Consider the following 23575-nt stretch of genomic DNA (forward strand, 5'->3'; position numbering starts at 1 on the left):
CGATTCCAACAGCATATTTTTCATTTTTACCTTTCGATAGTTATTAACAGCATTCAAACTTTGCAAAAGTTTAGCTAATTTTGTTCTCATGTCGGATTTCGTTGTTTCTGCCAGAAAATACAGACCCCAAACCTTTGATACGGTTGTCGGGCAAAAGGCAATTACCAACACACTCAAAAACGCAATTAAGAACCAGCATTTGGCTCAGGCTTTCTTATTCTGTGGTTCACGGGGAGTTGGTAAAACAACTACTGCGCGTATTTTAGCCAAAACAATCAACTGTTTTAACCGCACAGAAACGGTTGAAGCCTGCGATCAGTGTGAAAGTTGTCTTTCGTTCAATGAGGGCGCTTCCCTGAATGTGTATGAGCTGGATGCAGCTTCCAACAACTCAGTGGATGATATCCGCGGCCTGATTGACCAGGTACGCATTGCACCGCAGCTGGGAACACACAAGGTGTATATCATCGATGAGGTTCACATGTTGTCTACAGCGGCATTTAACGCGTTCCTGAAAACATTGGAAGAACCGCCGGCACATGCCATTTTCATTTTGGCGACCACTGAAAAACACAAGATTCTTCCTACGATTCTCTCGCGTTGTCAGATTTTTGACTTCCAGCGAATCAAAGTAAAAGATATTGCGGATCACCTGGCGCACGTTGCGACCCAGGAAGCTATTTCGGCGGATCCGGATGCACTGCATCTCATTGCTCAGAAAGCAGACGGTGCTTTGCGCGATGCGCTTTCCATTTTCGACCAGATCGTAAGCTTCTGCGGAACGACGATTACTCACAAAGCTGTCCTGGAAAACCTCAACGTACTGGATCACGACTACTATTTCAAGGTCGTGGAAAATGCATTAAACGAGGATATTCCTGCTTGTTTGCTGTTGTTTAACGATGTCATGGAAAAAGGGTTCGACGGACATCACTTCCTGGTTGGTCTGGCAGAACATTTCAGAAACCTGCTGATTTGCAAAGATCCGAGAACAGCAAACCTACTGGAGGTCGGTGAATCAACGGAAAAATTATTCGTTGAGCAGGCTAAAAAAGTAGATGCAGCCATGGCACTCCGCTGTCTGGGAGTTCTCAGTAAGGCGGATGTCGATTACAAATCAGCGAAAAATCAGCGCTTACTGGTCGAGTTAACGCTCATGCAGATTTGTTCGGTGAAATCTGAGCTGGAAAAAAAAAATCCTTAACTGATCCTGTTCCCATCATTCCCTTTGCCGGACAGAGCTTACGAAACGAGCCCAGCAAGCCGGTAAACAAGCCGTCAGTAGCTCCTGAACGCGTTGCATTTTCTACCAAACCGGAAGCAAAAGTACTGGCTGCCCCCACAGGAAATCTGAACTCCAACAACTTATCGATCAATCATCTGGTTGAACAGCAAAAAGCGAAAGCGCATGTTGTTCCGAGTGATCTGCCGAAAAAGGAATTCCATAAAGATGACGTGATCCGTTTGTGGAAAACCATGGCGCACACCCAAAAGCTGAACGGACAGGATCAGGTATACCACGTAATGATCAAACGCGAGCCGGTTCAACTGGACGAAACCACTTTCCAGTTCGAAGTAGACAACACCATCCAGCTGACCCGCCTGGAAAGTGCTATCGGTGACGTATTGGCTTACATCCGGAAAGAAATCCAGAATTATGACCTGGTTGTTCAGTTGGAAATGGTGAAAGATGCACCGGAAGAAGTCAAATATTTGAATGGTCCGGATCGATTTGAAAAATTAGCGAAGAAAAACAGCAACCTTTTTGATCTGAAGAATCGTTTTAACTTAGACATTGATTATTAAAACATATGAAATCATTCTCCACCGGGCTGTTTTGCCTGTTACTTATCACCTCTTCCTGCGGAGACGACACGTCTACCGAAATCACAGAAGCTTCTGCTGAAGCGAGCCAAAAGAACAATGAAAGCTTTGATGCCCGTGCAAAACGCGAAATTATGCGTTCACTAGGGATTCCGGTCAACGAAAAATTCAGCATCCGCATCTACAAAGAATTTTTGAATGCCGATACGATTCCGGATGCAATCATTACCGTGAACCGCATGGAATTTGCTATGAATGAAGCGATCAAGAAAGACCGGGAAGCAAAAGCAGCCGAATTAGGCTTTACCGGGAATTACAACTACCTGTTTTATTACGATGGGGCTTTAGACCGCATTTCCAACCCAATTTTTGCACCTTCCAGCCCGGGAAGAGAACTCGACATCGAATTCAAATCCATTATTTCCCCGACCAGAAAAGACGTTATTGTGGGTTACCGCATCCGGAATTCAGGCTGGAAAAGTTATTTCTCCGTGTTTAACGAGCATGATTTCATGATGATTTTCCAATGGAACTGTTTTGACCACGCCGGGGAAGGCCACCCAACTGCATTTCTCCAGGAATATGAAGAAAATCCAAACCAGGTTCCGAAGGATATTGCCATTTACGAAAGTGAACTTGACGGAAACAGTAAAAACATCGGTGATATTTACCAATACGTTCCGTCTATTACCAAAAAGAAGGCCTTGAAATTCAAATTCTTCTTTGATCCGACGGCAAAGAAATACCGCCTGTACCCTGAATTTGCTAAAAACTTACCTCCGCGCTCATGAATTCAATAGAAGCAGTATTGGAAGTTCCTTCTTCCCTGAGATACCGGCTGCTTGTTCCGGAAGGAACAGTGAAATCCATTGTTTACGTGCTACACGGTTACGGGCAACTCGTTGAGTATTTCCACCTCAAATTTAACGGTGTTCATTCTGATGATACCTTGTTTGTTTTCCCGGAAGGAAGACACCGTTTCTACCTGAAAGGAACTTCCGGAAGAGTGGGTGCATCCTGGATGACCCGTGAGTGGCGGGAAGAAGATATCCGTTTGAATGTATTGTCGCTGGATTTGCTCCACCGGGAGATCGTCCAAAAATACCCGGCAGAGAAAATCACTGTTCTCGGATTTTCGCAGGGAGGAGCAACGGCTGCCAGATGGGTGGCGTTTGGAAAAGTACCTTGTGATCACCTCATTTCCTGGGCAAGCGTTTATCCCCCGGATTTAACAACCGAAGCACATGCTACAGTCGCAAAAAAATGTACTTTCGTATTAGGCACGGAAGATGAGTACTTTCCCGTTTCCGAACAGGATGCGCTATTGGCAGCCTATCAGTCGATGGGAATTCACACCGTTCGGTTCGAAGGGAAACACGATATTCACGAAGAAACACTTAAAAGCATCTTATGAAACATTTATTCACTCTTTTATTCCTTATTTGCTGCATTCACAGCGGTTTCAGCCAGGAAGACACGGAACTTTACGTTCACGATGATACGGAAGAAACTTCTCCTTCCGACTTTAAGCCTTACAACGAAATCGGGGCAGACATCCATTTCTCTGCGGGTACCTTAGGCGGGGCCGGTGGTTTGGGATTGAAATTCGGAGTTGTACGCAATCCATATGTTTCCTTTGGGCCTTCCATCCGATACAATTATTCGAAATACAAACAATACGGTATTACCGGGTCTTATTCCGTATACGGAGGCGGGGCATTCATCCACGGCCGTTTCTTCAATTACCTGTTTGTTGGATTTGAATTTGAAATGCTTTCCACTCCCTACAACTATACCAACGGAATCATTTCGGCAAAAAGAACCTGGGCTCCAACCGGCTTACTCGGATTCGGATTTTCACACGCATTCGGAGAAGAACAGAATTTCCGTTTAAATACCGGAATCATGTACGACATCATCAACAGTCCGAATAGTCCGTTCAGACCAGGATATTTCATGAGAAGAGAAAACGGAACGTATATTCCATTGATTTACCGCATTGCGTTTTTCTTCAAGTTGTAATGTAGACTTCGACTCAGCTCAGTCTGCCGAAACGAATGAGTTAGCAAAAACAGATTAGCACCAAACAAAAAATCCTCCGTTTTCACAGAGGATTTTTTTACGATTTTATTTTTTCTTATTTCAATGTCCCCATCGGGCCGAAATCAACCAGGTCTACGTAGAAAACCAATGTTGCAAACGGCGGAATGGTATTCGGATCGGGAGATTGACGTCCGTATGCCATATTTTGTGGGACATACAGTTTATACTTCCCTCCTTTTTTCATTGCCGGAATACCGATTGTCCATCCCGGAATCACCGATCCCAGGTTGAATACCGGAATATTTGGATTGTTCAGGGAAGACTGCAGGGTATCTCCTTCTGTGTTCATCAAGACATAATGTGCTCTCACATCACTTGCTGCAGTTGGGCTAGCGCCTGTTCCTGCCTGAAGAGTTTCCAGGTAAATGCCGTTTTGCAATTCCTTGATTCCTTTGAATCCTTTCACTTTTGCAAAATACGCTTCTTCTCTTTTCGTAACTTCTGCCATGACGCGATTGTTGATTTTAGTCATAAAATCCTTCATCATCACATCTTTTACGTCTTTCTTGATTAGTGTATCTGCTTTGTTCAGTCCCAGTTCAAAACCGTAGATCAGGTATTTTTTGTCGAATTCATTGAACGATTTCGCCTGTTCCCAGCTTGTTTTGAACATTCCTCCCAGGAATTTCCCGATACACAACGAAGCTTCTTTCGCGTATTTCTCGTTAAATTCCTGCTGGCTTGGACCCAACAAATTTTGGATCGACTGCTGACAAGCCGCATCAAACGATTTTTCATCGTCCAATCCTGCTTTGAATCCTTTCAGGATTTCAGCTTTGTCGTATTTGGTAAAATTCGGATCCTGGAGAACCTGCCCGGCGTTATCTGCCCCCATCAGGTATGAAATCTGCTGTTTCGGGGAGTTCAACGGCAAGGCTTCCACTCCCGAATCACCGGAATCATTACTACATGCAAAGTTCAATGCAATCAGCAAAGATGCTGCAATCACTTTCTTCATCTTAGTTCTCAATTCCTAATAATTCAACATCAAAAATCAAAGCCATGAACGGTTTGATTGCTCCTCCCGGGTGTGGTTGTGCTCCGTATGCCAATTCCTGTGGAATGTACAAACGGTATTTCGATCCAACCGGCATCAATTGCAATGCTTCTGTCCATCCTTTAATCACCTGGTGTACTCCGAACGTTGCCGGAATTCCACGTGAAATAGAACTATCGAAAACGGTTCCGTCAATCAGCGTTCCGTGGTAATGTACATTCACTGTATCGGAACTGGAAGGCTTGCTCCCCGATCCCTCTGCGATCACTTCGTACTGCAAACCGGAAGCAGTTGTTGTAACTCCTTCTTTTTTCGCATTTTCAGCAAGAAATTCTTCTCCTTCTGTTTTGTATACTTCGAACTTGGAAGTCATTACTTCCTGAAGGTATTTCTGGATAATCTCATTTGCCTGATCCGGAGAGTATTTCATGGTTTTACCACTGAAAACATCTGAAATAGCTTCTGCCATCACAGCCGGATCAATTCCTCCCAAATCTTGTTGTAAAAGGCTATCAGCAACGCTTAAGCCGATGCAGTAACTAACTGCCTGAATATCTTGTGACATGCTTTTTATTTTGAAACAAAGATAGTCCTTAATTACGAATTACGTGTCAGCCTCTGCCGACCTGTCCGCAAAAAGAAGGAACCAGGATCCAAAATGCAAATCACCGTGTTTGTAAAACAGCCGCGATTTAGCACTTCCGGGAATACCTGATTAGTTTCGGACTCCTTTTCCGATCACGCGTCCATACATCAACATTTCCAGCTTCATCGTTCCGTCTTCCTGTGGCGAAAATTGAATCACTCCGTTTGTCCCACCCTGGCGAATTGCCTGGAAAACACCCTCCGATGAAGGAAAGAAACGCATATCCCAGTTTGCTTTATCGGTGTTATAAATCAAATGTCCGTCCAGGTAAGTAATCACGTGCTTTTCATCCGGATTTTCCGGATCTGCGTATTCACCTGTATATTGTTTGATCACTTCTTCTTTCTGATCAACTTTCTTTACAAACTCATTGGAGCATGGTTTATTATCCATGATTTCGCTAATCGTTTGATACGGAAGTACACCATTTTTGAAATTATTCAGGATGATAATTGTGCGGTCGTTTTGGGAACTGTAATGGATCAGTGTAATGTAGCCATCCCAGCTTCCGGTATGTCCGTAAGAGATCGTATTGTCTTTTTTACGTACCTCGAATCCAAAACCATAAAGCACATCTTCATTCGTCGAAGTTTTGGTAGTTTCCATGACTTCTTCAAATTCACGTTGTGTCAGAAGTTGATTATTCTTGATTGCATTGATCCATTTATACAGATCTTCCACCGTAGAATTTACTTTAGCAGTTCCATAAATCCCATCCATATAATAAACGGTCATGTACCCGATTTTCGGATCATCCTGAGTCACTTTTTCAAAGGAATTATCGACCCAATCGTATCCATAAGCATAATTCTTTATTTTTTGGGGTTCATATCTTCTATTGTAAACGAACGTTCGGTTCATTTTCAATGGTTTGAAGATGTTCTGGGCCAGGTAATCGCCCCATTTTTGACCGGAAACTTTTTCTACAATGCTTGCCAGAAGCACATAATTGGTATTGATGTATTCATACTTTGATCGGGGTACAAATTTCAATGTGTCGTTCGATTCTGCCAGGTAGTTGATCAAATCCTGATTGGTTGCAATCCGCTCATTCTTCCAGCGTTCACTAAAAGATCCTGCAAATAAATAATCGGGAATGCCACTTGTGTGATGCAACAGGTCGTAAATTTTCACTCCTTTGAAGTTGGAGAGTTCCGGAAAGTATTCCGTAATATCATCCGTGTAATCCAACTTCTTTGCACGGTGAAGCAATGCAATTGCAACGCCCGTAAACTGTTTGCTGCAGGACGCCAGTTCAAAAACAGTTTGTGTATTGTTCAACTCTTTTGAAAGCTCGTTGCTGTAACCTTTTCCGCCTTTGTAGAGGATTTTTCCTTTTTCTGCGATCAATACGCTCCCGTTAAATTGATTTTGTGCCGCAAGCGTTGTAAATAAAGAGTCCAGTCGTTTTTCCGTGTTGTTTTTTTGTCCGAAAGACCATGTGCCGACTAATAGCAGAGCTGACGTTAAAGCTGTTTGAATGTTCATATTGGTTCATGATTTTAGTATGTCTTACAAAGGTAAGAAACTTTTCGTACGAAACAATTATTAGAACATTTTTAACCACAGCGCTGATTTCTATCCCGCAACAATGGTTAGTCCCGGTGGAATTTCTTCTGTTGTTCTTCGTAACGGGGAAGGTTCAGTTTGTATTCTTCTACATTCCAGGTCAGTCCCCAATACTTTACGTAGTCCGCGAGTTTGTTCAATCCCACTGCAGCCCGGCGTTTTTCCACATTGTCCGGATCTTCCAGTGGCAAGACATAACTCTCCCCTGTTTCGGCAAACATCCCTATCTGGCTTCCATAAATTTGCTTTTTCCCCTGTCCGAGTGCTACGCGGTCTTCCAGTAAAGCAAGGTTTGCAGGGAGTGCGTTTCCTTTTGCAACCGCATCCCGCATAACCGGCAAATACTGTTCCTGCGTTTTTTGATCGGCATGCTGGATCACCAGGAAAATGGTTGAGTTTCCATTCCGGCCTACTACATCTGCTCCCAGCCAGCCGCGCGTATCGATCAGGTGTTTGATTTTAATGAGGTTGATGGAATCTGCAACCCCGATTACTTTCCAGATCGAATCCATTTGAGGCGATTTCCACCCGTATTTCTCCTGGATTTCATTGATCCTGATCCGGTGTCCCTGATCTTCCCGGTAAACCGAATCGAGCATGGCCACTAAGGTTTTGTCGTAATGCGCCTCTTCTTTTTCCTTGTTTTTGGTAACCTGCTGAATGATTTTCTTCCAGCGTTTGTCCTGGTGTAACGAATGGAGATCCGGATCGGAAGAAATGTGTTCGAGGTTGGTGTATTGTCCGCTCTGCGTGATTTTGAACAACTGGTTGAAAGCAGCATCGGTACCTCCCGCCAATGCCCAGGAACAAGCGGCATTGTACCGGTCTTCCATGTAACTCTTCGCCCCTAAAACGACAAAAGCTTCCGCAAATTTCTCTGCGGAAGCTTTGTACTCTTTACTTTCGTAAAGCTTGAATGCCTGTGTCACCAATGAGTCATATGCTTGTTCTGACTGAGCATGCGCACGGCGCGCCCAGAAGAAGCACAAGAAAATCAATGCGCTGAGCAAAGAAGTGGTTCTGATCATTTGGTATGCTTTTGGGTTTTGATGAGTGCAAAGCTAGCAAGCTCTCACTTCAAAAACTTGTAGAATTGGGACTCAGTCTTCAAACTTCCAAAAAATATCTTCTTCTCCCATCTGGCTGATCGATGCAAAAAAAGTTCCCGGGCTTTGTCCGGTTAGTTCTTTGAACCGGTTTGTGAAATCCGACTGATCGTAATACAGGCTGTAGAGTGAAACTTCCGTGAGGTTTTTCAACCCGGAGTTACTTGCCGCCCGGATGCTCGTGCGGAATTTGACCACCTTCTTGTATTCTTCGATGGAACAGCACAAATGCTTTTTAAAATGCCGTAACAGCGTTTTTCGACTGCCCCCAATCTCTGAAGCCAGCTCGTCGACCTGGATGGTTCCGAACGAATCGAAAATCAGTTTTACGGCCTGCTGCACCACTTTCAAATCCGGATTGGGGCGTAAACGCTTTTCAAAAAGCGCATCCAGCAAGTCTCTTTTGTGATGAAGGTCCTGTGAATCATATACTTTTTCCAATTCGGGAAAAATATCCGGGTTCCAATGCGAAAACTGAAATGTCTGCGAGTCGTATAAACCGGTCAATGATCCGGAAATAAAATGATTGATTCCCAACGGATTGAATGCGATTCCGATTTTATGAAATTCGCCTTTTAATTCCACCGAAAGCTGCCGGTCATAATTCATCGTGAATAACGTACGGAAAGTATCTTCTTCCCGGTAAACCGTAAAACCGTGCTTGAAGTGCGGATAAAACACAAATGTGCGCTCAAAATCCGAATCGTCCGAATCGTGAAAATAGTAATACGAAATGTAGTTTGAAATCCGTTCATTTTCGGGACGGATGGTCACAAAACGCTCCATAAACCAAAGTTAGTGTTTTGGAAAAGGTTCGCCCAGCGGAAGAATGTTAAGAACTACTAAAATCAAGGAACCGACGCACGGATCGGAATCCAATTTTCCACGCGAGTTCGCGAATTTGCCATATCGCCATATTACGATTGGACTTCAAGTTTTACATTACAAAAAATAATTCAAACCATTCATTATCAATGTCTTTTAAAGACATCTCTACTCTCCCTTCAACGCAGCCTCCAAATCTTCCCAAATATCCTCAATATGCTCCAAACCAATGCTCAAGCGTACCAATCCATCCGAGATTCCAACCGCTTCGCGCTCTTCTGGCTTCAATTTGCTATGCGTCGTAGAAGCCGGGTGCGTCGCAATACTGCGGCTGTCTCCCAAATTCGGAGTGAGTGAAAACAATTGCAAACTATCGAGGAATTTTCTTCCGGCCTGCAATCCACCTTTGACCTGGAAAGTCACAATCCCACCACCATAACTCATTTGTTCGCGGGCAATATCGTGTTGTGGATGCGAACCCAGGAACGGATATTTCACCCAATCCACGAATTCACTTTTTTCCAGTCTTTTCGCAATTTCAAAGGCTTGTGAGCAATGCTTTTCCATTCTCAAATGCAAGGTTTCAAGCGATTTGGAAAGTACCCAGGCATTGAACGGAGACAAAGCCGGGCCGCTATGACGTGCAAATGCCTGAATCCGGTCGATGATTTCTTTAGTAGAAACGATCAATCCGCCAAGTACTCTTCCCTGCCCGTCCATGTATTTCGTTGCGGAATGAATCACGATATCGGCTCCCAGAGTCAGAGGACGTTGCAAAACAGGTGTCGCGAAACAATTATCGACCACCAGCAGTACATTTTTAGCCTTGCAGATTTTCGCCAGGCGTTTGATATCGATGATGTCCAGTCCTGGATTCGATGGCGTTTCAATGTAAACAATTTTGGTTTCCGGACGGATTTCCTGCTCGTAGCCTTCGTAGTCGATGGAATCAACGTAAGTCGTAGTAATTCCCCATTTCGGAAGAATGTTTACAAAGAGCTGGTGCGTTGAACCGAAAACGGATTTGGATGAAACGATGTGATCTCCATTTTGAAGCAATGCCGCAAAAGTGGTGAAAACCGCCGCCATTCCCGTAGCTGTTCCCCAGGCTGCTTCTCCTTCTTCCAAGCGTGAAACTTTTTCCAGTAATTCATCTACGTTCGGGTTGGAATACCGCGAGTAAATATTCGCTTCGATTTCATCTGAAAATGCTGCCCGCATCTGTTCTGCATCCTCAAAAACATAACTGGATGTTAAGTACAACGGAACGCTGTGTTCGGCTTCACCGGAACGTTCGTTTTGAATGCGGATGGCTAATGTTTCGCTTCTGTATTTACTCATGATTGATGTTTGACTGCTGTTTGAATATGAATTTGTGGATTTAAGGACGCTGAAACCGAGCAGTATTTTTCATGACTCAATTTGACTGCTGCCGCTGCTTTTTCTAAATCCACTTCCCGGTTAAAGGAAAAAATTAAATGAATGGTTTCAAATGCCGCCGGAACTGAATCTCTCCGGTTCGCATCGATGTTTACTTCGTAAAAAGTCACTTCCTGACGTTGTTTTTGCAGAATCAGCAAAATATCAATCGACATACAACCGGCCAGTGACCCGGCAAGTACTTCCATCGGGCGCATTCCCTTGTTTTTTCCACCGATCTTTTCGGTAGCATCCATTTTGATTGAAACTCCTGATTCATTGGTTACTTCCAATACAAATGGCGACTCTACCAGTTTTAAATCCAATTTCATGACAATTTCTCTTCTATTAAATGTGTTCTGTTTTCCTGTTCAAGTTCGGATTTTTTTATCAATTGAACACTATCCGGAATCACTGCCAGGAAATAATCGGACGCATCGTTCCAGTTTTGCTTTTGGATTTCTTCGTATGAAATCACCCCGATTTTGTAGCTGTGAGACTGTCCTGCGTAGGTTTCATGTGTTTCCAGGAATTCGATCTGATCCAGCTTTTCCTGTGAAGTAGCACTCAGGTAAACTTTCACCGAAAAACCGGTTTCGAAGTTCAGCGTATCTTCCGAAGCAGATTTTTTATACTCATAAGCATAATCAAACTGCAAAGCAGAAATGTCGGAAAGTACCGCGCTGGCTGTCGGGTGACTTCCTGCTCCTTTTCCCAAAAACAGCTGTTTGTCAGAGAATAATGCTTCCACGACCACCGCGTTGAATTCATTTTCTACGTTGAATGCAAAGTGATTCGCCGGAATCAGGTGTGGTGCTACAAAACCAACAATCTGGTTGTCAATGCGTGTTCCGAAAGCCAGCAATTTGATTTTCAAGCTCTTTTCACGGGCATACGTCGCATCCCAATCCTTCAACTGGCGGATTCCGTAGTTCCAAACCTGGTCTTGTCTTGCAGTGAAGCCAAACGCGTGTTTGAGCAATAAAACGAGTTTGTATTTCGCATCGAATCCATCCACGTCCGAAGTCGGATCCAGCTCTGCGAATCCCAATTCCTGTGCGGTTTTCAAGGCCGTATCAAACGATTGTCCTTCGCTGGTTTTCGTCAGGATATAGTTCGTGGTTCCGTTGACAATTCCATTGATATTCGAAAGGGAATCGTTGTTGTAGTATTCCTCCAGGTTGCGGATGATCGGAATAGATCCTCCGACAGAAGCTTCATACAGGAACGAAACCTGGTTTTCTTTCGCCAGGGAAAGCAGTTCGTCCAGGTAATATGCGATCAGTTTTTTGTTTGCTGAAACTACGTGTTTTCCGGCTTTCAAGGCGCGGGTCACGATTTCATAAGCTGCTTCGTAATCGTTGATCAATTCGACCACTACATTGATTTCTCCGTCTTCCAGAATCCGGTTTGCATCCGTACTGAAATAGCTCGCATCGATGATTCGTTTCTTGCTTAGATCTTTGATCACAATGTGTTTGATCGACGCCTGGAGAAGCGTTGTTTTGTTTAATACTTCATACAATCCGGTTCCGACACATCCGAAACCGAATAATCCTATGGTGAGTTGCTTTTTCATCTTAGTTGTTCTTTAAAAATTGTTTGATGCGGCCGGCCAGCTCTTCTGTTTCGACCAAAAATCCGTCGTGTCCGAAATCGGACTGTAAGCGGACCAGTTCTGCACGCGGCAGATGCCTGGCGATTTCTTCCTGTTCCGTAATCGGGAACAACAGGTCTGAATCGATTCCGATTACCAATGCCGGCATGCGGCACCGTTCCAGCACGTCTTCAGCTCTGTCGCGGAATACATTGTGTGAATCCATCGCTTTCGACAAATACCAGTAACTGAATGCATTGAAACGTCCTGCCAGTTTTTCGCCCTGGTAACGCTGATAAGAACTCGCACGAAAATCGTCGAACCCGGCATGGCTTGTTTCACTTTGCGTGATCCGGTAACCGTCATATGTTCGGTAGCTCAGCATTCCAACCGCTCTTGCCGCTTTCAACCCGTTTCTTCCACCCTCAGCGGTTTTGGAAAAGAAAGTCGCATCGGCTTCAATCGCCATGCGCTGTGTTTCGTTGAATGCAATTCCGAAAGGGGAATGCTTCAGATTCGTCGCAATGGGAATCAGATGATCGATTTTATCGGGAATCAGCAATGCCCATTCCAGTGCCTGCTGTCCGCCCAAAGATGCCCCGATGAGCGTATGAATCCGCTCGATTCCCAGCTCTTTCCGAACCAGTTCCAATCCATTTACCATATCCCGGATTGTCAGTATCGGGAAGGAATCAAACCGTTCTTCGGAAGTCAATTCTTCACTCAAAGGCCCGGTTGAGCCGTAAGCACTTCCGGGAACATTAACAGCAACGATGAAGTGTCTTTCCGGGTCGAAACACTTGCCTGCTCCGAAAAGTCCGTCCCACCATTCCTGAACGCGGTGATTCCCCGTCAGGGCATGGCACACCCAAACCACATTCGCGTGATCCTCATGGAGTTTTCCCCAGGTTTGATAGGCCAGAGAAAGGCTTGAAAGTTGTTTTCCGGACTCCAAAAGAAAGGGTTCATTCTGTGAAAAAACGTGTTGTACCGGCTGTAAAAGTAATCCGCCCCCGCGGATTGAATACGATGTTGACATGATCTGTGTTGTAAATGTGAAACGGATGAACTGAAAAAACTAACAGCAACAACAACACATGTGGTCAGAACAGGTAAAAGGGGAATTTATCCGAAGGTTCGGATGAAGATTTTGAGTAAGATTTGTTGCACTTTTCATAAACACAATTTTATATTCGCCTGATACGTACTGCATCAAACTCGGAAGTTGGCACCGGTTTTCCAATCCTGACAGCAATCGTCAGCACTTAAAGTTGGTTGCCAGAGGTTCATCGAGTCCGTCTCTCACCTCTTCTGTATAAACTACGTGTATTTCTCGCTTAGAATTACAGTGCAAAGATTCTTAAAAGAAATCCATAAATGCAAATTTCCGTCAAAAGAAAAATATAAAAAGACTTCATTTGGAAGGAAAAGGAAAAAAATCAGGTGGGGATTTGGGGTTGTTGGAGTCTGTTGAAAAATGGTATCAATCCTTTACTCTCACTGGGCAAATAGACACATGTCTATTCGTCTTTTTATGACAATCCGGGATCTGTTTCCACTAAAGTACTCCAACTCTCCCTAACACTCCGAAATATTCACCGGAATGTTGGTAGCAAGTCCACCGTCGGAAGTTTCCTTGTATTTTTCATTCATATCCAAAGCAGTTTCCCACATGGTTTTAATCACGCCATCCAGCGACACTTTTGCTGTGTCCGGATTTCCCTGCAATGCCAGCTGACAAGCGGTAATCGCTTTAATCGCCCCCATCGTATTGCGTTCGATACATGGAATTTGTACCAAACCGCCGATCGGATCGCAAGTCAATCCCAGGTGATGTTCCATCGCAATTTCTGCTGCCATCATGGCCTGGTTCGGATTTCCTCCCAAACATTCCGTCAGTGCCGCTGCCGCCATTGCGGAAGAAACACCGATTTCTGCCTGACAACCACCCATCGCAGCCGAAATCGTAGAACGTTTTTTGAAAATACTTCCGATTTCCGCCGCAACAGTCATGAACCGAATGATGTCTTTGTCTTCCGTACCTCCAGCAAAACAAACGTAGTACATCAAAACGGCAGGAATCACTCCTGAAGCGCCGTTAGTAGGTGCGGTAACCACCCTTCCGAATGCTGCGTTTTCTTCGTTTACCGAAAGGGCAAAACAACTCACCCAGTTCAAAGTATTCTGAAAAATATTACTCGTCGACTGAATCTGCCGGATAAAATCTTTGGAATCCTTACAGGCAATTCCGTTCAACAAACGACGACTCATTTCATACGCTCTGCGCTTCACGTTCAATCCTCCCGGAAGTATTCCCTGTGTATTCACGCCACGGTATACGCATTCCCGCATCACATCCCAGATTGCAAGACAACCTGCACTGGTTTCTTCCTGCGATCTCCAGGCCAGCTCATTGCGCATCACAATCTCCGAAATCCCAACCTTTTGTTCTTCACAATAGTGTTTCAGATCCGCCGCTGTTTCAATCGGGAATGGAAGCTGTACGGAACCAGCCGCATTGGTTTCATCCGCGCCTTCTTTTACTACAAATCCACCTCCTACGGAATAATACGTATGTGCTTCCTGGAATCCGTCCATCATCGTTACGGTCAGCGTAAGTGCATTCGGGTGTCCGGGAAGTGATTTATCAAAATGGAAAATCAGATCCGTTTCCGGGTCGAACGTAATGACCTGCTCACCGCAGATTTCCAGCGTCTTTGTTTGATGAATCCGATCAAATTTCGGGTTAATCGTGTTCACCTCAATGGTAACCGGGTCTTCTCCCATTAAGCCTAGCAGCACGGCGATATCTGTTCCGTGTCCCTTACCGGTTTTCGCCAATGATCCGTACAGATCCACATGAATTCGCTTGATTTCTTTGATTCCGGGATTGACTTTGTAGCCATCGATGAACTGTTGTGCAGCTCTCCACGGTCCCATCGTATGCGAGCTCGAGGGCCCGACTCCGATTTTGAAAATATCAAAGACGCTAATTTGTTCCATTGGGGTGAGTTTTAAAGACGCAAGATTACGCAAAGTAAACGCATTCTTACCTATTTCAAAGGTAAGTTTTCATCAGGAAAATGTTAAGAATTATTGGACGGCTGACTAAAATAACACAGCCTGTTTATTTGCCTGTTCCAAGATTTATCGTGTAAATACCCACTCCTGATCTGAAGACAACCTTTCGTCAAAAGCATAACCGTCTACGTTGTATGCTTTCAGCTCTTCCGGATTTTGAATTTCGTTCCGGATGATGTATCTGGCCATTGCACCTCTCGCATGCTTGGCAAACACCATCACTATTTTGTATTCCCCGTTTTTAAATTCTTTGAAAACAGGTGTCACAACCGGGTTTTTAACCGATTTCCAGTTGATTGCTTTATTGTATTCGTTGGATGCCAGGTTGATGATCGCTTCCCCTTTATCGGTTTCCTTCAGCAAGGATTTGGTTAGCTTGTCGCCCCAAAACTGGTACAGGTTACTAACATTTTCTTTGATATCCCATCGGGTTCCCATTTCCAGACGGTAAGGGTGAATCAAATCCATCGGTTTTAAAAGTCCGTACATTCCTGACAAAATGCGCAGGTTTTTCTGAGCTTTTTCCAATTCGGCTGCGGAAAGCGTTTCCACACTCAATCCCCGGTATACTTCCCCGGTAAACAGAAATGCAGCAGGTCTTACTTCTTCTGTTGGCTCAGCAGACAAGTACCATTTTTTATTCCGGTTCACATTCAGTTCTGCAATATCTTTTGAAACATGCATCAACTCCATGATGTCTTTTGCTTTCAGCTTTTTCAGCTTTCCTGCCAGTGCTTTTGCTTCTTTGGAAAAAGCGGGCTGGGTAAAACCAAAATCCGGGAACTGGCAGTTTTCATTGATCGACTTTGCCGGGGAAATGAGAATCTTCATAACTGTTTTGCTTTCTCCAAAAGTACGTCGAAAATACCAAACTGGTTTTGGCCTGAAGCCGGAAAAAACGGATCAACAATCCGTTTTTTCCAAACCCCGGCTATTTCAGTAATGTTACGTGGCCTTTAAGCTCTGTTTTTTTGTCTGAAGCTTTACTTTTTACTTTAATCTTCCAGATATACGTTCCGTCGAGTAATACCTCTCCGTGATATGTTCCATCCCACCCCTGTTCGTAATCCAGGGATTCGAAGATGAGCTCTCCCCAACGGTTAAAAATCTGCAGGTGATAGCTACGCGTGTCAAATCCCGCTGTCAAAACCGGCTGGAACACATTATTAAACTCATCTCCGTCAGGTGAGAATGCATTCGGCACGTAATAAATCAGGTCTTCACCCACATGAACGGTTTTTGAAACGGTATCTCTACAGCCGTCACTGCTGATTGCAATCAGATACACATCGTAGTACGCCGCTTCCTGATCCGGGAACACATGTGTCGGGTTTTCCAGCAAACTGGTTCCTCCATCGGAGAAATCCCATTGGTAGTTGACCGCCCCGTAGGAATGATTGAAGAAATTCACGAAGGTATTTGAAATCTCCACCTCCGCCGGATTGATATCGAAATCAGCTATCGGATTCGGGTACACGCATAAAAATGCCGGTTCCGTTCCCGTATTCGTACATCCTTCCGGAGTTGAAACCGTCAGAGTCACATCATAACATCCCGGATTTGTCAGAGTGACATCTACCGAACCACAACCGTTGTACACCGAACCATCAGATAGTGTCCACTGGCAGTTGGTCAGGTTTCCCGTAGATTCATTCGTCAGCCTGGTCACCAAAGGGGAACATCCTGCCGTAATATCTGCCGCAAAATCAATCTGAGGAATCGGAACCACTGTCACATGCACCGTATCGGTGTTCTTACATCCGTTTTGGTCGGTTCCTTCCACAATGTAATCCAATGATGTTTGAGGAACGAAAGCAACCCCGTCTATTCCATTGTTGTTCCAAATATAACTCACCGCTCCCTGACCAAATAAAGTAGTAGAAAATCCATCACAAACTGAGAAGTCCGGCCCGGCAGATACATTCGGCAAATCCCACACTTCGACCTCAATAGTGTTTCCGATTGCATTGGAACACGTCGAAACAGAACTTTCCTGCACGGAAATCAGTTCGTAGCTGTAAATTCCGGGAACGTTCGTTGGTGCCGAAATGGTTGCCGTTCCTGTCGGAGAGGAAATCGTCTGTGATGTACCTCCATTCAGTGAATACGTAAATATGAACGGTGAAACGCCATTACTTGCCTGGAAGGTAACCACCGGCATGTTCTCGTTCAAACACAAACTGGTATCCCCGGCGATCGTCGCATTCGGAAGCGGATTGATGCTGATCACCGCCGAATCAACCGGGTTGGAAGCACATACCGGCGAAGCACCATCCTGCACACCTGTCAGCTGGTACACGAAGTTTCCAACAACCGTTGTCGGCACATTGATCGTAGCTGTATTCAAGTTCCCGGATGTCGTAATCGTCTGCTGTGCCCCATTGTTGAGCACATAGGTAAACGTATACGGCCCCGAGGTATTTCCGCCTGTAAATGTTACCTGCGGCTGATTCGAAAACTGGCAGATGGTAATATCTCCGGCGATGGAAGCCGTAGGAAGCGCACTGACATTCACCGTAACCACTCCCTGCTGCGGATTCTGACAAGCAGTCGAACTCGCATCCTGCACGCTGATCAAACTATACTGATTCGATCCTGCGGCTGTGGTCGGAACAGAAATGGTTGCCACTCCCGCCGGATTCGAAACCAATTGTATTGCAGGCCCTCCGTTGTATGAATAACTGAAGGTGTACGGAGCTGTTCCGCTGGAACCTGTAAATGTAACCGTTGGTTGCGCGGCATTCATACATACCGTTGTACTTCCCGCAATGGTTGCTGTCGGCAACGGGTTCACCGTGACCACTCTGCTGTCTGTGTTCACACATCCCGCCGCACTGGTTCCTGTAACCGTATACGTGGTGGTTGATGTCGGTGTGACATTCGTTCCATTGGCAAGAATTCCGTTGTCCCAGGCATATGAACTTGCTGTTCCCGTTGCCTGGATCAAAACCGGGCTTCCGTCACAAATCGTGGTATCGTTTCCGGCATTTACTACGGGTAGTGCGTTAATTGTCAGCTGTGTTGTAACGGGCTGATAACACGGGGCAGTCGGTGTAAATGTAATGGTATACAACTGGCTGGTTGTCGTCGTACTGGTCGATAAATCCAATACCCCGGTAGCAGCATGAATGGTCACCGTAGCTGGAGCAACGCTGTATGAACCTGCAACAGGAGTTGACAGTGTTGGAGTAGGATCTGCCGCATCGATACAGTATTCCGGGTTCGGATAAGAAACAGTGTACACATTGGAAGGATTAACCGTAACCAGCACCTGGTCGGTAGCAGCACAGCCATTCAGGTCGATTCCGTTTACTGTATAGGTCTGCGTAGTTGCGGGAGCAAAAGGAACATTGTTTGTAACCCCATTGTCCCAAACAAAATTGGTTCCGCTGGAAGCCGCCAGTGTGACGCTTTGTCCTTCGCAAATCGACTGATCCGGCCCACCATTGATGAACGGGATAAAAACCGTTACCGGAAACGGATCCGATTGACACAACAAGTTTCCGTTATCATCATACAACCCGGCTACAATCACCGTATCACTGTAAATCGGGATGGTTGTTGTATTGGATGATGGTGTATTGCTTCCCGGAATGTCCCAACCGATATTGGTTGTTAAACATGGTCCTGCGTTGATAAAAATGTTATCCAATCCCCAGTTATCACAACATCCTCCGGATGAATTCACCTGGATCCATCGGAACATGGTGTTGGTTGTTGCTGCGGCTGCGGGAATCGGAATGGAGAAATTGCTCCAGTTGGTATACGCAGTAGGCCCATTGATGGAGGCATTCCCTCCCGGGTTTGCAGGAAGCTGGAATCCCCACGGACTGAAATACACGAATTCAATCCAGGTCACTCCGCCATCGGTACTGTACTGAATCGAAACTCCTTCATCCTGCTCATCCGGTCCTTCACATGGAACTGCTCCACCCTGGATAGCATACTTCATTTCAAAATCGATGGTTCCACCTGAACAAACATCAAAAATGTCTGTCGTGATCTGTGGCGTTCCAGTGGAGGTTGATGCCCAAAAATAGGGGGTGTTGTCCAGTGAATTTCCACACAAAACCCCGTAGCTCGCCGTTCCGGAAGTGCTCCATCCTGCAGGAAGCAGGTTGTTGTTGAAATTAAACGACTGATTTGACTGGGTCACCTCTCCCACTCCCGTAAATGTAACGGGAACCCCGGGACAAACCTGTGAAGGTCCTGTGACCGTGACTGAGCAGGTCTGTGAATATCCGGCAATCCAGCCGAATAAGCACATGGTGAATAATGTTGCTTTCATAGTAGTAATGTAATTTTTGTAAAATCCTCGTCAACTAATCCTCTCACAGCTTACGCGTGATTACTCGACTACTAAATTTTCAATTCGCAATTCTTGAAAATTCCACGATCCCGAAAAATTAGGGTTGCGCAGGTAAACTTTAGATCGGTCATCGGAACTGCAACTCGCAGTATAGACCTGGCTTGGTGCCAATGTAATGTAGTAGAGATTTTCGTCGTTACTACTTCCTCCTCCTTCCTGGAATTGAACGACAATGTTAAATCCTGCGTGCAGCTCTGTACCAGTCAGATTCTCAACCTTTAAAAAGGCAAACTGATAGGGCTGTTTCCCGGTTTCAACATCACAAGTTCCTTCTACGTAAGAAATTTTTAATTGCGGAGTGGTAATAAGCGGGCGCTCCTCCTGTGAAAATGCAGTTGAACAAAAAATCATCCAAACGGTAACACTTTTCACCACATTCAACAAATCCTTTTTCATCTTTGTCCAGTGTTAATTAATAGATGTGTTTGTTTATATCAACATGTGAAAAAACACATTGTTCATATATTCTAACAAACGAATTTTTAATCTAAAAATCTGTCTGTTTTATCAAAAACGATTTTGGAGTGATAATTTATGCATTCCTAATGAATATTTCGAGGCTTTTATTTTAATGACAAATGGAGTCATGAATTTGAAAAACAAGACATTACAGCGAATTCAGATTGGATTAATCCGTAGAAAAAGATTCTGAACAGCGCGTTATTCGTACGATTCCGTTGGCTTAACGTGCGGATGATTGAAGGGAAATTGATCCGGAACCACATGAACCCATAGAGCACATAAATTGCCCGACTTGAATGAAATTACAAAGACGCGAGTATACAAAACTTCTCATTCATTTGTGTACCCCGTTCGACTGTGGTCACGCCGATACCGAAAGCTATCCGGTACTACGGAAATAAAAAGGGTGCTGTAATCCGTGTGAAAAGAACAACTATTTCTGCATGCAATGTTCACTAAAGTACATAGCACAAACGATCCTTTCCCGTACCGGAAGAAAGTACCTGTAAAAATGAATGAACCGGAAATTTATTTCAATCCGAAATGTTTCTCTGCTTCGTCTGCGATCTGACCACCGATAGCCAGTGATGCCGTAGCTGCCGGTGACGGAGCATTCAATACGTGGATTGAATTATCGTGGAATTCAAAACGGAAATCATCGCGGGTGTCACCATCTTCTGCCAAAAGCAACGCACGTACTCCTGCTCTTCCCGGATGAATGTCTTCCATCGTCAGGCTCGGGATCATACGCTGCAGTGTTTTCAGGAACAAACGCTTGGAGAATGCACGTCGGTACTCATCAATTCCGAATTTCATGTTGTTGAAGAACAACTTCCACGTTCCTTTGTAGGAAAGCGCGTCGTAGGTGTCTTTCATGGAGAAGTCGGTTTTTCCGTATCCTTCGCGCTTAAATGTAAACACAGCATTCGGACCGCATTCGATCTCCCCGTTCGTCATACGCGTAAAGTGTACACCCAGGAATGGGAAATCCGGGTTGGGAACCGGGTAGATCAGGTTTTTCACCTTGTGTTTTGCTTCTTCGGTCAATTCGTAGTAATCGCCGCGGAAACCAACTACTTTTTCTTTCAGTTTCACACCGTCTTTCTTCGCCAAACGATCTGCCTGAAGACCTCCACAGAAAATCAGGTATTTTGCCTCGATATTTCCCTGTTTGGTCACCACGGTTGTTTTTTCAGCTGAACGCTCAATTCCGATGACTTCGTGATTTAATTTCATGGCACTCTTCGGCTGCATGGAAAGGGCAATTTCTGCCATTTTCTCTGTTGCACCCCGGAAATCGATGATTCCGGTACACGGAACCCAGATTCCTCCGATACTTTCAACGTAAGGTTCGATTTCCTTCACGCGTTTCGCATCGATCATCTCAATTCCTTCCGTATTGTTAGCCAAACCGTTCTGGAAAATCTTGTCCATGTGCGGAAGTTCGGCAGGATCGGTAGCAACCACTACTTTTCCGCAAACATCGTGTGCAATCTTGTGCTCTTTGGCAAACGCCACCAATTCATGTCTTCCCGCAACACAGTTCTTTGCCTTCAACGATCCCGGTTTGTAGTACAATCCGCTGTGAATCACCCCGGAATTATTTCCCGTTTGATGATCTGCCAGTTTTCCTTCTTTCTCGATCAGTACGATAGCCAGGTCCGGGTATCTTGTCTGCAATTTGTAGAATGTTGCCGCTCCAACGATTCCTCCTCCTATAATTGCTATGTCGAATGCCATGAATGAGTCAATTTTCTGCAAATGTACCAGAAAAAACAATAGCTCCTTTCGATCAAAACGTTCTGTTGCCGAAAAACACCCTGCGGAATGCCTCTCGTTGGATTCAATAAAATCGAAATGACTACATTTGGATCACTTCAGCAGAAAGAGAACGATGCAGCAAGAGAAAATTCATTTTGAGAACCTGAACGGATTGAGATTCATCGGTGCTTTGATGGTTTTCCTGTTTCATGCGTTTACGATCAACCGCGAAGTTTGGGGATCTTTTTTCGAAAGTACTCCGATGCTTGCCATCCGGAAACTGACTTCTATCGGGCATTACGGAGTGAACCTGTTTTTTGTCCTGAGCGGATTCCTGATTACGTACCTCTTGCTGAAAGAACTGAAAGTCAAAGGACGCATCCACGTCGGTTTCTTCCTCGTCAGACGGATTCTCCGCCTCTGGCCTTTGTATTTCGTTGTGGTCCTGTTCGGTTTCTTTGTGTTTCCGCATTTGCCCTTCGGAACGCATACCGTGCATGAGTTCTGGCGTTATGCCCTGTTTCTCTCCAATTTCGATGAGATTATCAATGGAAGCCGCGACAGCATCAATTTCCTCACTGCCACCTGGAGCGTGAGTATCGAAGAACAATTCTATATCGGCTGGGCGGCGGTCATCGGACTTTTCAAATGGAAGTCGATCCGGGCATTTCAGTTATTTTTTCTCCTGGTTATTCTCAGTTCGGTAGTCTTCCGCTTGTTGAATGCAACAGACGGAAGCATCTTGTATTATCACTCCTTAAGTGTCATTTCCGACATGGCCATCGGCGGTTTGCTGGCTACCCGGGTCTTTGAAAAAACGACGCTTTCGTTTGTAACTGATTTGAAGAAATGGCAGATTGCTGGAATTTACCTGGCAGGAATCGGTTTTTTATTCCTTGCTCCACGCCTGCTTCCCGGAAAATTGATCGCCTTTGAGCGGGTTATTTCCGGAGCGTTTTTCGCTTTTGTATTGGTAGAACAAGTACAAGCGAACCATTCTTTTTTTAAGGCCGACCGGATTCCATTCTTTGAAAATGCGGGAAAACTGACCTACGGATTCTACCTCTTCCACTGTATCGTGATTTTCTATCTGTGCAAGACGTTCGAACACCTCCATATCAATCAGCATGTGATTTGGTTCGTCGTTTACTTTTTTACGCTCGTATTTTTAAATACATTACTTTCGGTTCTTTCCTACCGCTACTTTGAAAAACCTTTACTGGATTTGAAAAAATATTTCAGAGCATGATTTCCATTGAAACAATACAAGCCGGTGATAATTCACCATTAGCGCAGCTGATCCGTGATGTACTGACTGAGTTCGGCGCGAACAAACCCGGAACTGTTTTTACGGATCCGACAACGGATCATTTGTACGAACTCTTCCAGGTTCCACAGGCATATTATTTCGTGGCGAAGGAAAATGACAGGATTGCAGGCGGCTGCGGCATCTTTCCAACAGAAGGATTACCAGACGGGTGTGTCGAATTGGTCAAACTTTATTTATCGGCGGATTACCGGGGTCAGGGATTGGGAAAGAAATTGATCGAACACTGCATCGAAAAGGCCGAAGCTGAAGGATTCTCGGAACTTTATCTCGAAACACTTCCGGAACTTCATACCGCTGTAGGTTTGTACGAACGTCTCGGGTTTGAATACCTGGATGCTCCGTACGGAAATTCAGGCCATTTTGCCTGTGATTTGTGGATGCGGAAAAAGTTGAAAAGTTGAATTGTTCAAAGGTTCAAATCAGACTTTCGTTTAACCCTTTGAACTATTTGAACCTTTTGCCCCCTCCTATCCCTCCAGAAACAAC

21 protein-coding genes and 1 riboswitch are annotated in these 23575 nt (G+C 44.9%); of the genes, 7 read left to right on the top strand and 14 right to left on the bottom strand.

Annotation, left to right across the window (positions count from 1 at the left end):
- Positions 1-88 precede the first annotated feature (88 nt).
- The 5 genes from dnaX to ABDV94_RS13615 all read left to right on the top strand — a co-directional run bounded on the left by dnaX (position 89) and on the right by ABDV94_RS13615 (position 3846).
- Positions 89-1204, top strand: coding sequence for a DNA polymerase III subunit gamma/tau (dnaX, locus tag ABDV94_RS13595; RefSeq protein WP_343747743.1), 1116 nt, complete (start codon positions 89-91; stop codon positions 1202-1204).
- 272 nt (positions 1205-1476) lie between these two features.
- Complete coding sequence (locus tag ABDV94_RS13600) at positions 1477-1806, top strand: hypothetical protein (protein ID WP_343747744.1); 330 nt, start codon at positions 1477-1479, stop codon at positions 1804-1806.
- Between the two features lie 5 nt (positions 1807-1811).
- Positions 1812-2615 (top strand): hypothetical protein, encoded by an 804-nt coding sequence (locus ABDV94_RS13605; RefSeq protein ID WP_343747745.1) that lies wholly within the window; start codon positions 1812-1814, stop codon positions 2613-2615.
- Positions 2612-3238: a hypothetical protein gene (locus tag ABDV94_RS13610; protein ID WP_343747746.1), complete on the top strand. Its 627-nt coding sequence runs from the start codon at positions 2612-2614 to the stop codon at positions 3236-3238. Before ABDV94_RS13605 ends, ABDV94_RS13610 begins: the two co-directional genes overlap by 4 nt.
- Positions 3235-3846 (top strand): hypothetical protein, encoded by a 612-nt coding sequence (locus ABDV94_RS13615; RefSeq protein ID WP_343747747.1) that lies wholly within the window; start codon positions 3235-3237, stop codon positions 3844-3846. The genes ABDV94_RS13610 and ABDV94_RS13615 overlap by 4 nt, the downstream gene beginning before the upstream one ends.
- A gap of 115 nt (positions 3847-3961) precedes the next feature.
- On the opposite strand, the gene ABDV94_RS13620 is transcribed toward ABDV94_RS13615, so the two are convergent.
- The 14 genes from ABDV94_RS13620 to lhgO all read right to left on the bottom strand — a co-directional run bounded on the left by ABDV94_RS13620 (position 3962) and on the right by lhgO (position 21738).
- A complete protein-coding gene (locus ABDV94_RS13620; protein WP_343747748.1) occupies positions 3962-4885 on the bottom strand; it encodes an FKBP-type peptidyl-prolyl cis-trans isomerase in 924 nt (307 codons plus the stop codon).
- Between the two features lies 1 nt (position 4886).
- Positions 4887-5489 (bottom strand): FKBP-type peptidyl-prolyl cis-trans isomerase, encoded by a 603-nt coding sequence (locus tag ABDV94_RS13625; protein WP_343747749.1) that lies wholly within the window; start codon positions 5487-5489, stop codon positions 4887-4889.
- A gap of 150 nt (positions 5490-5639) precedes the next feature.
- Positions 5640-7058: a serine hydrolase domain-containing protein gene (locus tag ABDV94_RS13630; protein ID WP_343747750.1), complete on the bottom strand. Its 1419-nt coding sequence runs from the start codon at positions 7056-7058 to the stop codon at positions 5640-5642.
- A gap of 107 nt (positions 7059-7165) precedes the next feature.
- Entirely contained in the window at positions 7166-8167 is a 1002-nt protein-coding gene (locus ABDV94_RS13635; RefSeq protein ID WP_343747751.1) for a DUF6624 domain-containing protein, read from the bottom strand.
- A gap of 72 nt (positions 8168-8239) precedes the next feature.
- Positions 8240-9031 (bottom strand): AraC family transcriptional regulator, encoded by a 792-nt coding sequence (locus ABDV94_RS13640; protein WP_343747752.1) that lies wholly within the window; start codon positions 9029-9031, stop codon positions 8240-8242.
- Between the two features lie 207 nt (positions 9032-9238).
- Entirely contained in the window at positions 9239-10411 is a 1173-nt protein-coding gene (locus ABDV94_RS13645; RefSeq protein ID WP_343747753.1) for an O-succinylhomoserine sulfhydrylase, read from the bottom strand.
- A complete protein-coding gene (locus ABDV94_RS13650; protein ID WP_343747754.1) occupies positions 10408-10821 on the bottom strand; it encodes an OsmC family protein in 414 nt (137 codons plus the stop codon). The genes ABDV94_RS13645 and ABDV94_RS13650 overlap by 4 nt, the downstream gene beginning before the upstream one ends.
- A complete protein-coding gene (locus ABDV94_RS13655) occupies positions 10818-12068 on the bottom strand; it encodes a homoserine dehydrogenase (RefSeq protein WP_343747755.1) in 1251 nt (416 codons plus the stop codon). The genes ABDV94_RS13650 and ABDV94_RS13655 overlap by 4 nt, the downstream gene beginning before the upstream one ends.
- Before the next feature lies 1 nt (position 12069).
- Positions 12070-13125 carry a homoserine O-acetyltransferase gene (metX, locus tag ABDV94_RS13660; RefSeq protein WP_343747756.1) on the bottom strand — a complete coding sequence of 352 codons (1056 nt, stop codon included), beginning with the start codon at positions 13123-13125 and terminating at the stop codon, positions 12070-12072.
- A 145-nt stretch (positions 13126-13270) separates the two neighbouring features.
- A riboswitch (SAM riboswitch) is annotated at positions 13271-13408 on the bottom strand.
- A gap of 256 nt (positions 13409-13664) precedes the next feature.
- The gene (locus ABDV94_RS13665) at positions 13665-15089 is read right to left on the bottom strand and encodes an L-serine ammonia-lyase (RefSeq protein ID WP_343747757.1); all 1425 of its coding nucleotides are present in this window, start codon (positions 15087-15089) and stop codon (positions 13665-13667) included.
- 144 nt (positions 15090-15233) lie between these two features.
- Positions 15234-15998, bottom strand: a complete 765-nt coding sequence (yaaA, locus tag ABDV94_RS13670) for a peroxide stress protein YaaA (RefSeq protein WP_343747758.1) — start codon at positions 15996-15998, stop codon at positions 15234-15236.
- Positions 15999-16098: 100 nt separating this feature from the next.
- Positions 16099-19455, bottom strand: a complete 3357-nt coding sequence (locus ABDV94_RS13675) for a PKD domain-containing protein (protein ID WP_343747759.1) — start codon at positions 19453-19455, stop codon at positions 16099-16101.
- A gap of 60 nt (positions 19456-19515) precedes the next feature.
- On the bottom strand, positions 19516-19932 hold the full coding sequence (locus ABDV94_RS13680) for a hypothetical protein (RefSeq protein ID WP_343747760.1): 417 nt from the start codon (positions 19930-19932) through the stop codon (positions 19516-19518).
- A 594-nt stretch (positions 19933-20526) separates the two neighbouring features.
- Positions 20527-21738 carry an L-2-hydroxyglutarate oxidase gene (gene lhgO, locus ABDV94_RS13685; protein ID WP_343747761.1) on the bottom strand — a complete coding sequence of 404 codons (1212 nt, stop codon included), beginning with the start codon at positions 21736-21738 and terminating at the stop codon, positions 20527-20529.
- Between the two features lie 154 nt (positions 21739-21892).
- Here lhgO and ABDV94_RS13690 point away from each other — a divergent pair, with 154 nt between their 5' ends.
- A complete protein-coding gene (locus ABDV94_RS13690) occupies positions 21893-23008 on the top strand; it encodes an acyltransferase (protein ID WP_343747762.1) in 1116 nt (371 codons plus the stop codon).
- Entirely contained in the window at positions 23005-23490 is a 486-nt protein-coding gene (locus ABDV94_RS13695) for a GNAT family N-acetyltransferase (RefSeq protein ID WP_343747763.1), read from the top strand. Before ABDV94_RS13690 ends, ABDV94_RS13695 begins: the two co-directional genes overlap by 4 nt.
- The last annotated feature ends 85 nt before the right edge of the window (positions 23491-23575 follow it).

The sequence above is a fragment of the Fluviicola sp. genome, assembly GCF_039596355.1.
In the GTDB taxonomy this organism is placed as follows: Bacteria; Bacteroidota; Bacteroidia; order Flavobacteriales_D; family Crocinitomicaceae; genus Fluviicola.

Bases quoted from the DNA above. Each gene is read 5' to 3' on its own strand.
- ABDV94_RS13620 (WP_343747748.1), bottom strand. From the start codon at position 4,885: ATGAAGAAAGTGATTGCAGCATCTTTGCTGATTGCATTGAACTTTGCA.
- ABDV94_RS13650 (WP_343747754.1), bottom strand. From the start codon at position 10,821: ATGAAATTGGATTTAAAACTGGTAGAGTCGCCATTTGTATTGGAAGTA.
- metX (WP_343747756.1), bottom strand. From the start codon at position 13,125: ATGTCAACATCGTATTCAATCCGCGGGGGCGGATTACTTTTACAGCCG.
- ABDV94_RS13610 (WP_343747746.1), top strand. From the start codon at position 2,612: ATGAATTCAATAGAAGCAGTATTGGAAGTTCCTTCTTCCCTGAGATAC.
- ABDV94_RS13655 (WP_343747755.1), bottom strand. From the start codon at position 12,068: ATGAAAAAGCAACTCACCATAGGATTATTCGGTTTCGGATGTGTCGGA.
- ABDV94_RS13600 (WP_343747744.1), top strand. From the start codon at position 1,477: ATGGCGCACACCCAAAAGCTGAACGGACAGGATCAGGTATACCACGTA.
- yaaA (WP_343747758.1), bottom strand. From the start codon at position 15,998: ATGAAGATTCTCATTTCCCCGGCAAAGTCGATCAATGAAAACTGCCAG.
- ABDV94_RS13635 (WP_343747751.1), bottom strand. From the start codon at position 8,167: ATGATCAGAACCACTTCTTTGCTCAGCGCATTGATTTTCTTGTGCTTC.
- ABDV94_RS13640 (WP_343747752.1), bottom strand. From the start codon at position 9,031: ATGGAGCGTTTTGTGACCATCCGTCCCGAAAATGAACGGATTTCAAAC.
- ABDV94_RS13680 (WP_343747760.1), bottom strand. From the start codon at position 19,932: ATGAAAAAGGATTTGTTGAATGTGGTGAAAAGTGTTACCGTTTGGATG.
- ABDV94_RS13605 (WP_343747745.1), top strand. From the start codon at position 1,812: ATGAAATCATTCTCCACCGGGCTGTTTTGCCTGTTACTTATCACCTCT.
- dnaX (WP_343747743.1), top strand. From the start codon at position 89: ATGTCGGATTTCGTTGTTTCTGCCAGAAAATACAGACCCCAAACCTTT.
- lhgO (WP_343747761.1), bottom strand. From the start codon at position 21,738: ATGGCATTCGACATAGCAATTATAGGAGGAGGAATCGTTGGAGCGGCA.
- ABDV94_RS13625 (WP_343747749.1), bottom strand. From the start codon at position 5,489: ATGTCACAAGATATTCAGGCAGTTAGTTACTGCATCGGCTTAAGCGTT.
- ABDV94_RS13645 (WP_343747753.1), bottom strand. From the start codon at position 10,411: ATGAGTAAATACAGAAGCGAAACATTAGCCATCCGCATTCAAAACGAA.
- ABDV94_RS13630 (WP_343747750.1), bottom strand. From the start codon at position 7,058: ATGAACATTCAAACAGCTTTAACGTCAGCTCTGCTATTAGTCGGCACA.
- ABDV94_RS13615 (WP_343747747.1), top strand. From the start codon at position 3,235: ATGAAACATTTATTCACTCTTTTATTCCTTATTTGCTGCATTCACAGC.
- ABDV94_RS13665 (WP_343747757.1), bottom strand. From the start codon at position 15,089: ATGGAACAAATTAGCGTCTTTGATATTTTCAAAATCGGAGTCGGGCCC.
- ABDV94_RS13675 (WP_343747759.1), bottom strand. From the start codon at position 19,455: ATGAAAGCAACATTATTCACCATGTGCTTATTCGGCTGGATTGCCGGA.
- ABDV94_RS13690 (WP_343747762.1), top strand. From the start codon at position 21,893: ATGCAGCAAGAGAAAATTCATTTTGAGAACCTGAACGGATTGAGATTC.
- ABDV94_RS13695 (WP_343747763.1), top strand. From the start codon at position 23,005: ATGATTTCCATTGAAACAATACAAGCCGGTGATAATTCACCATTAGCG.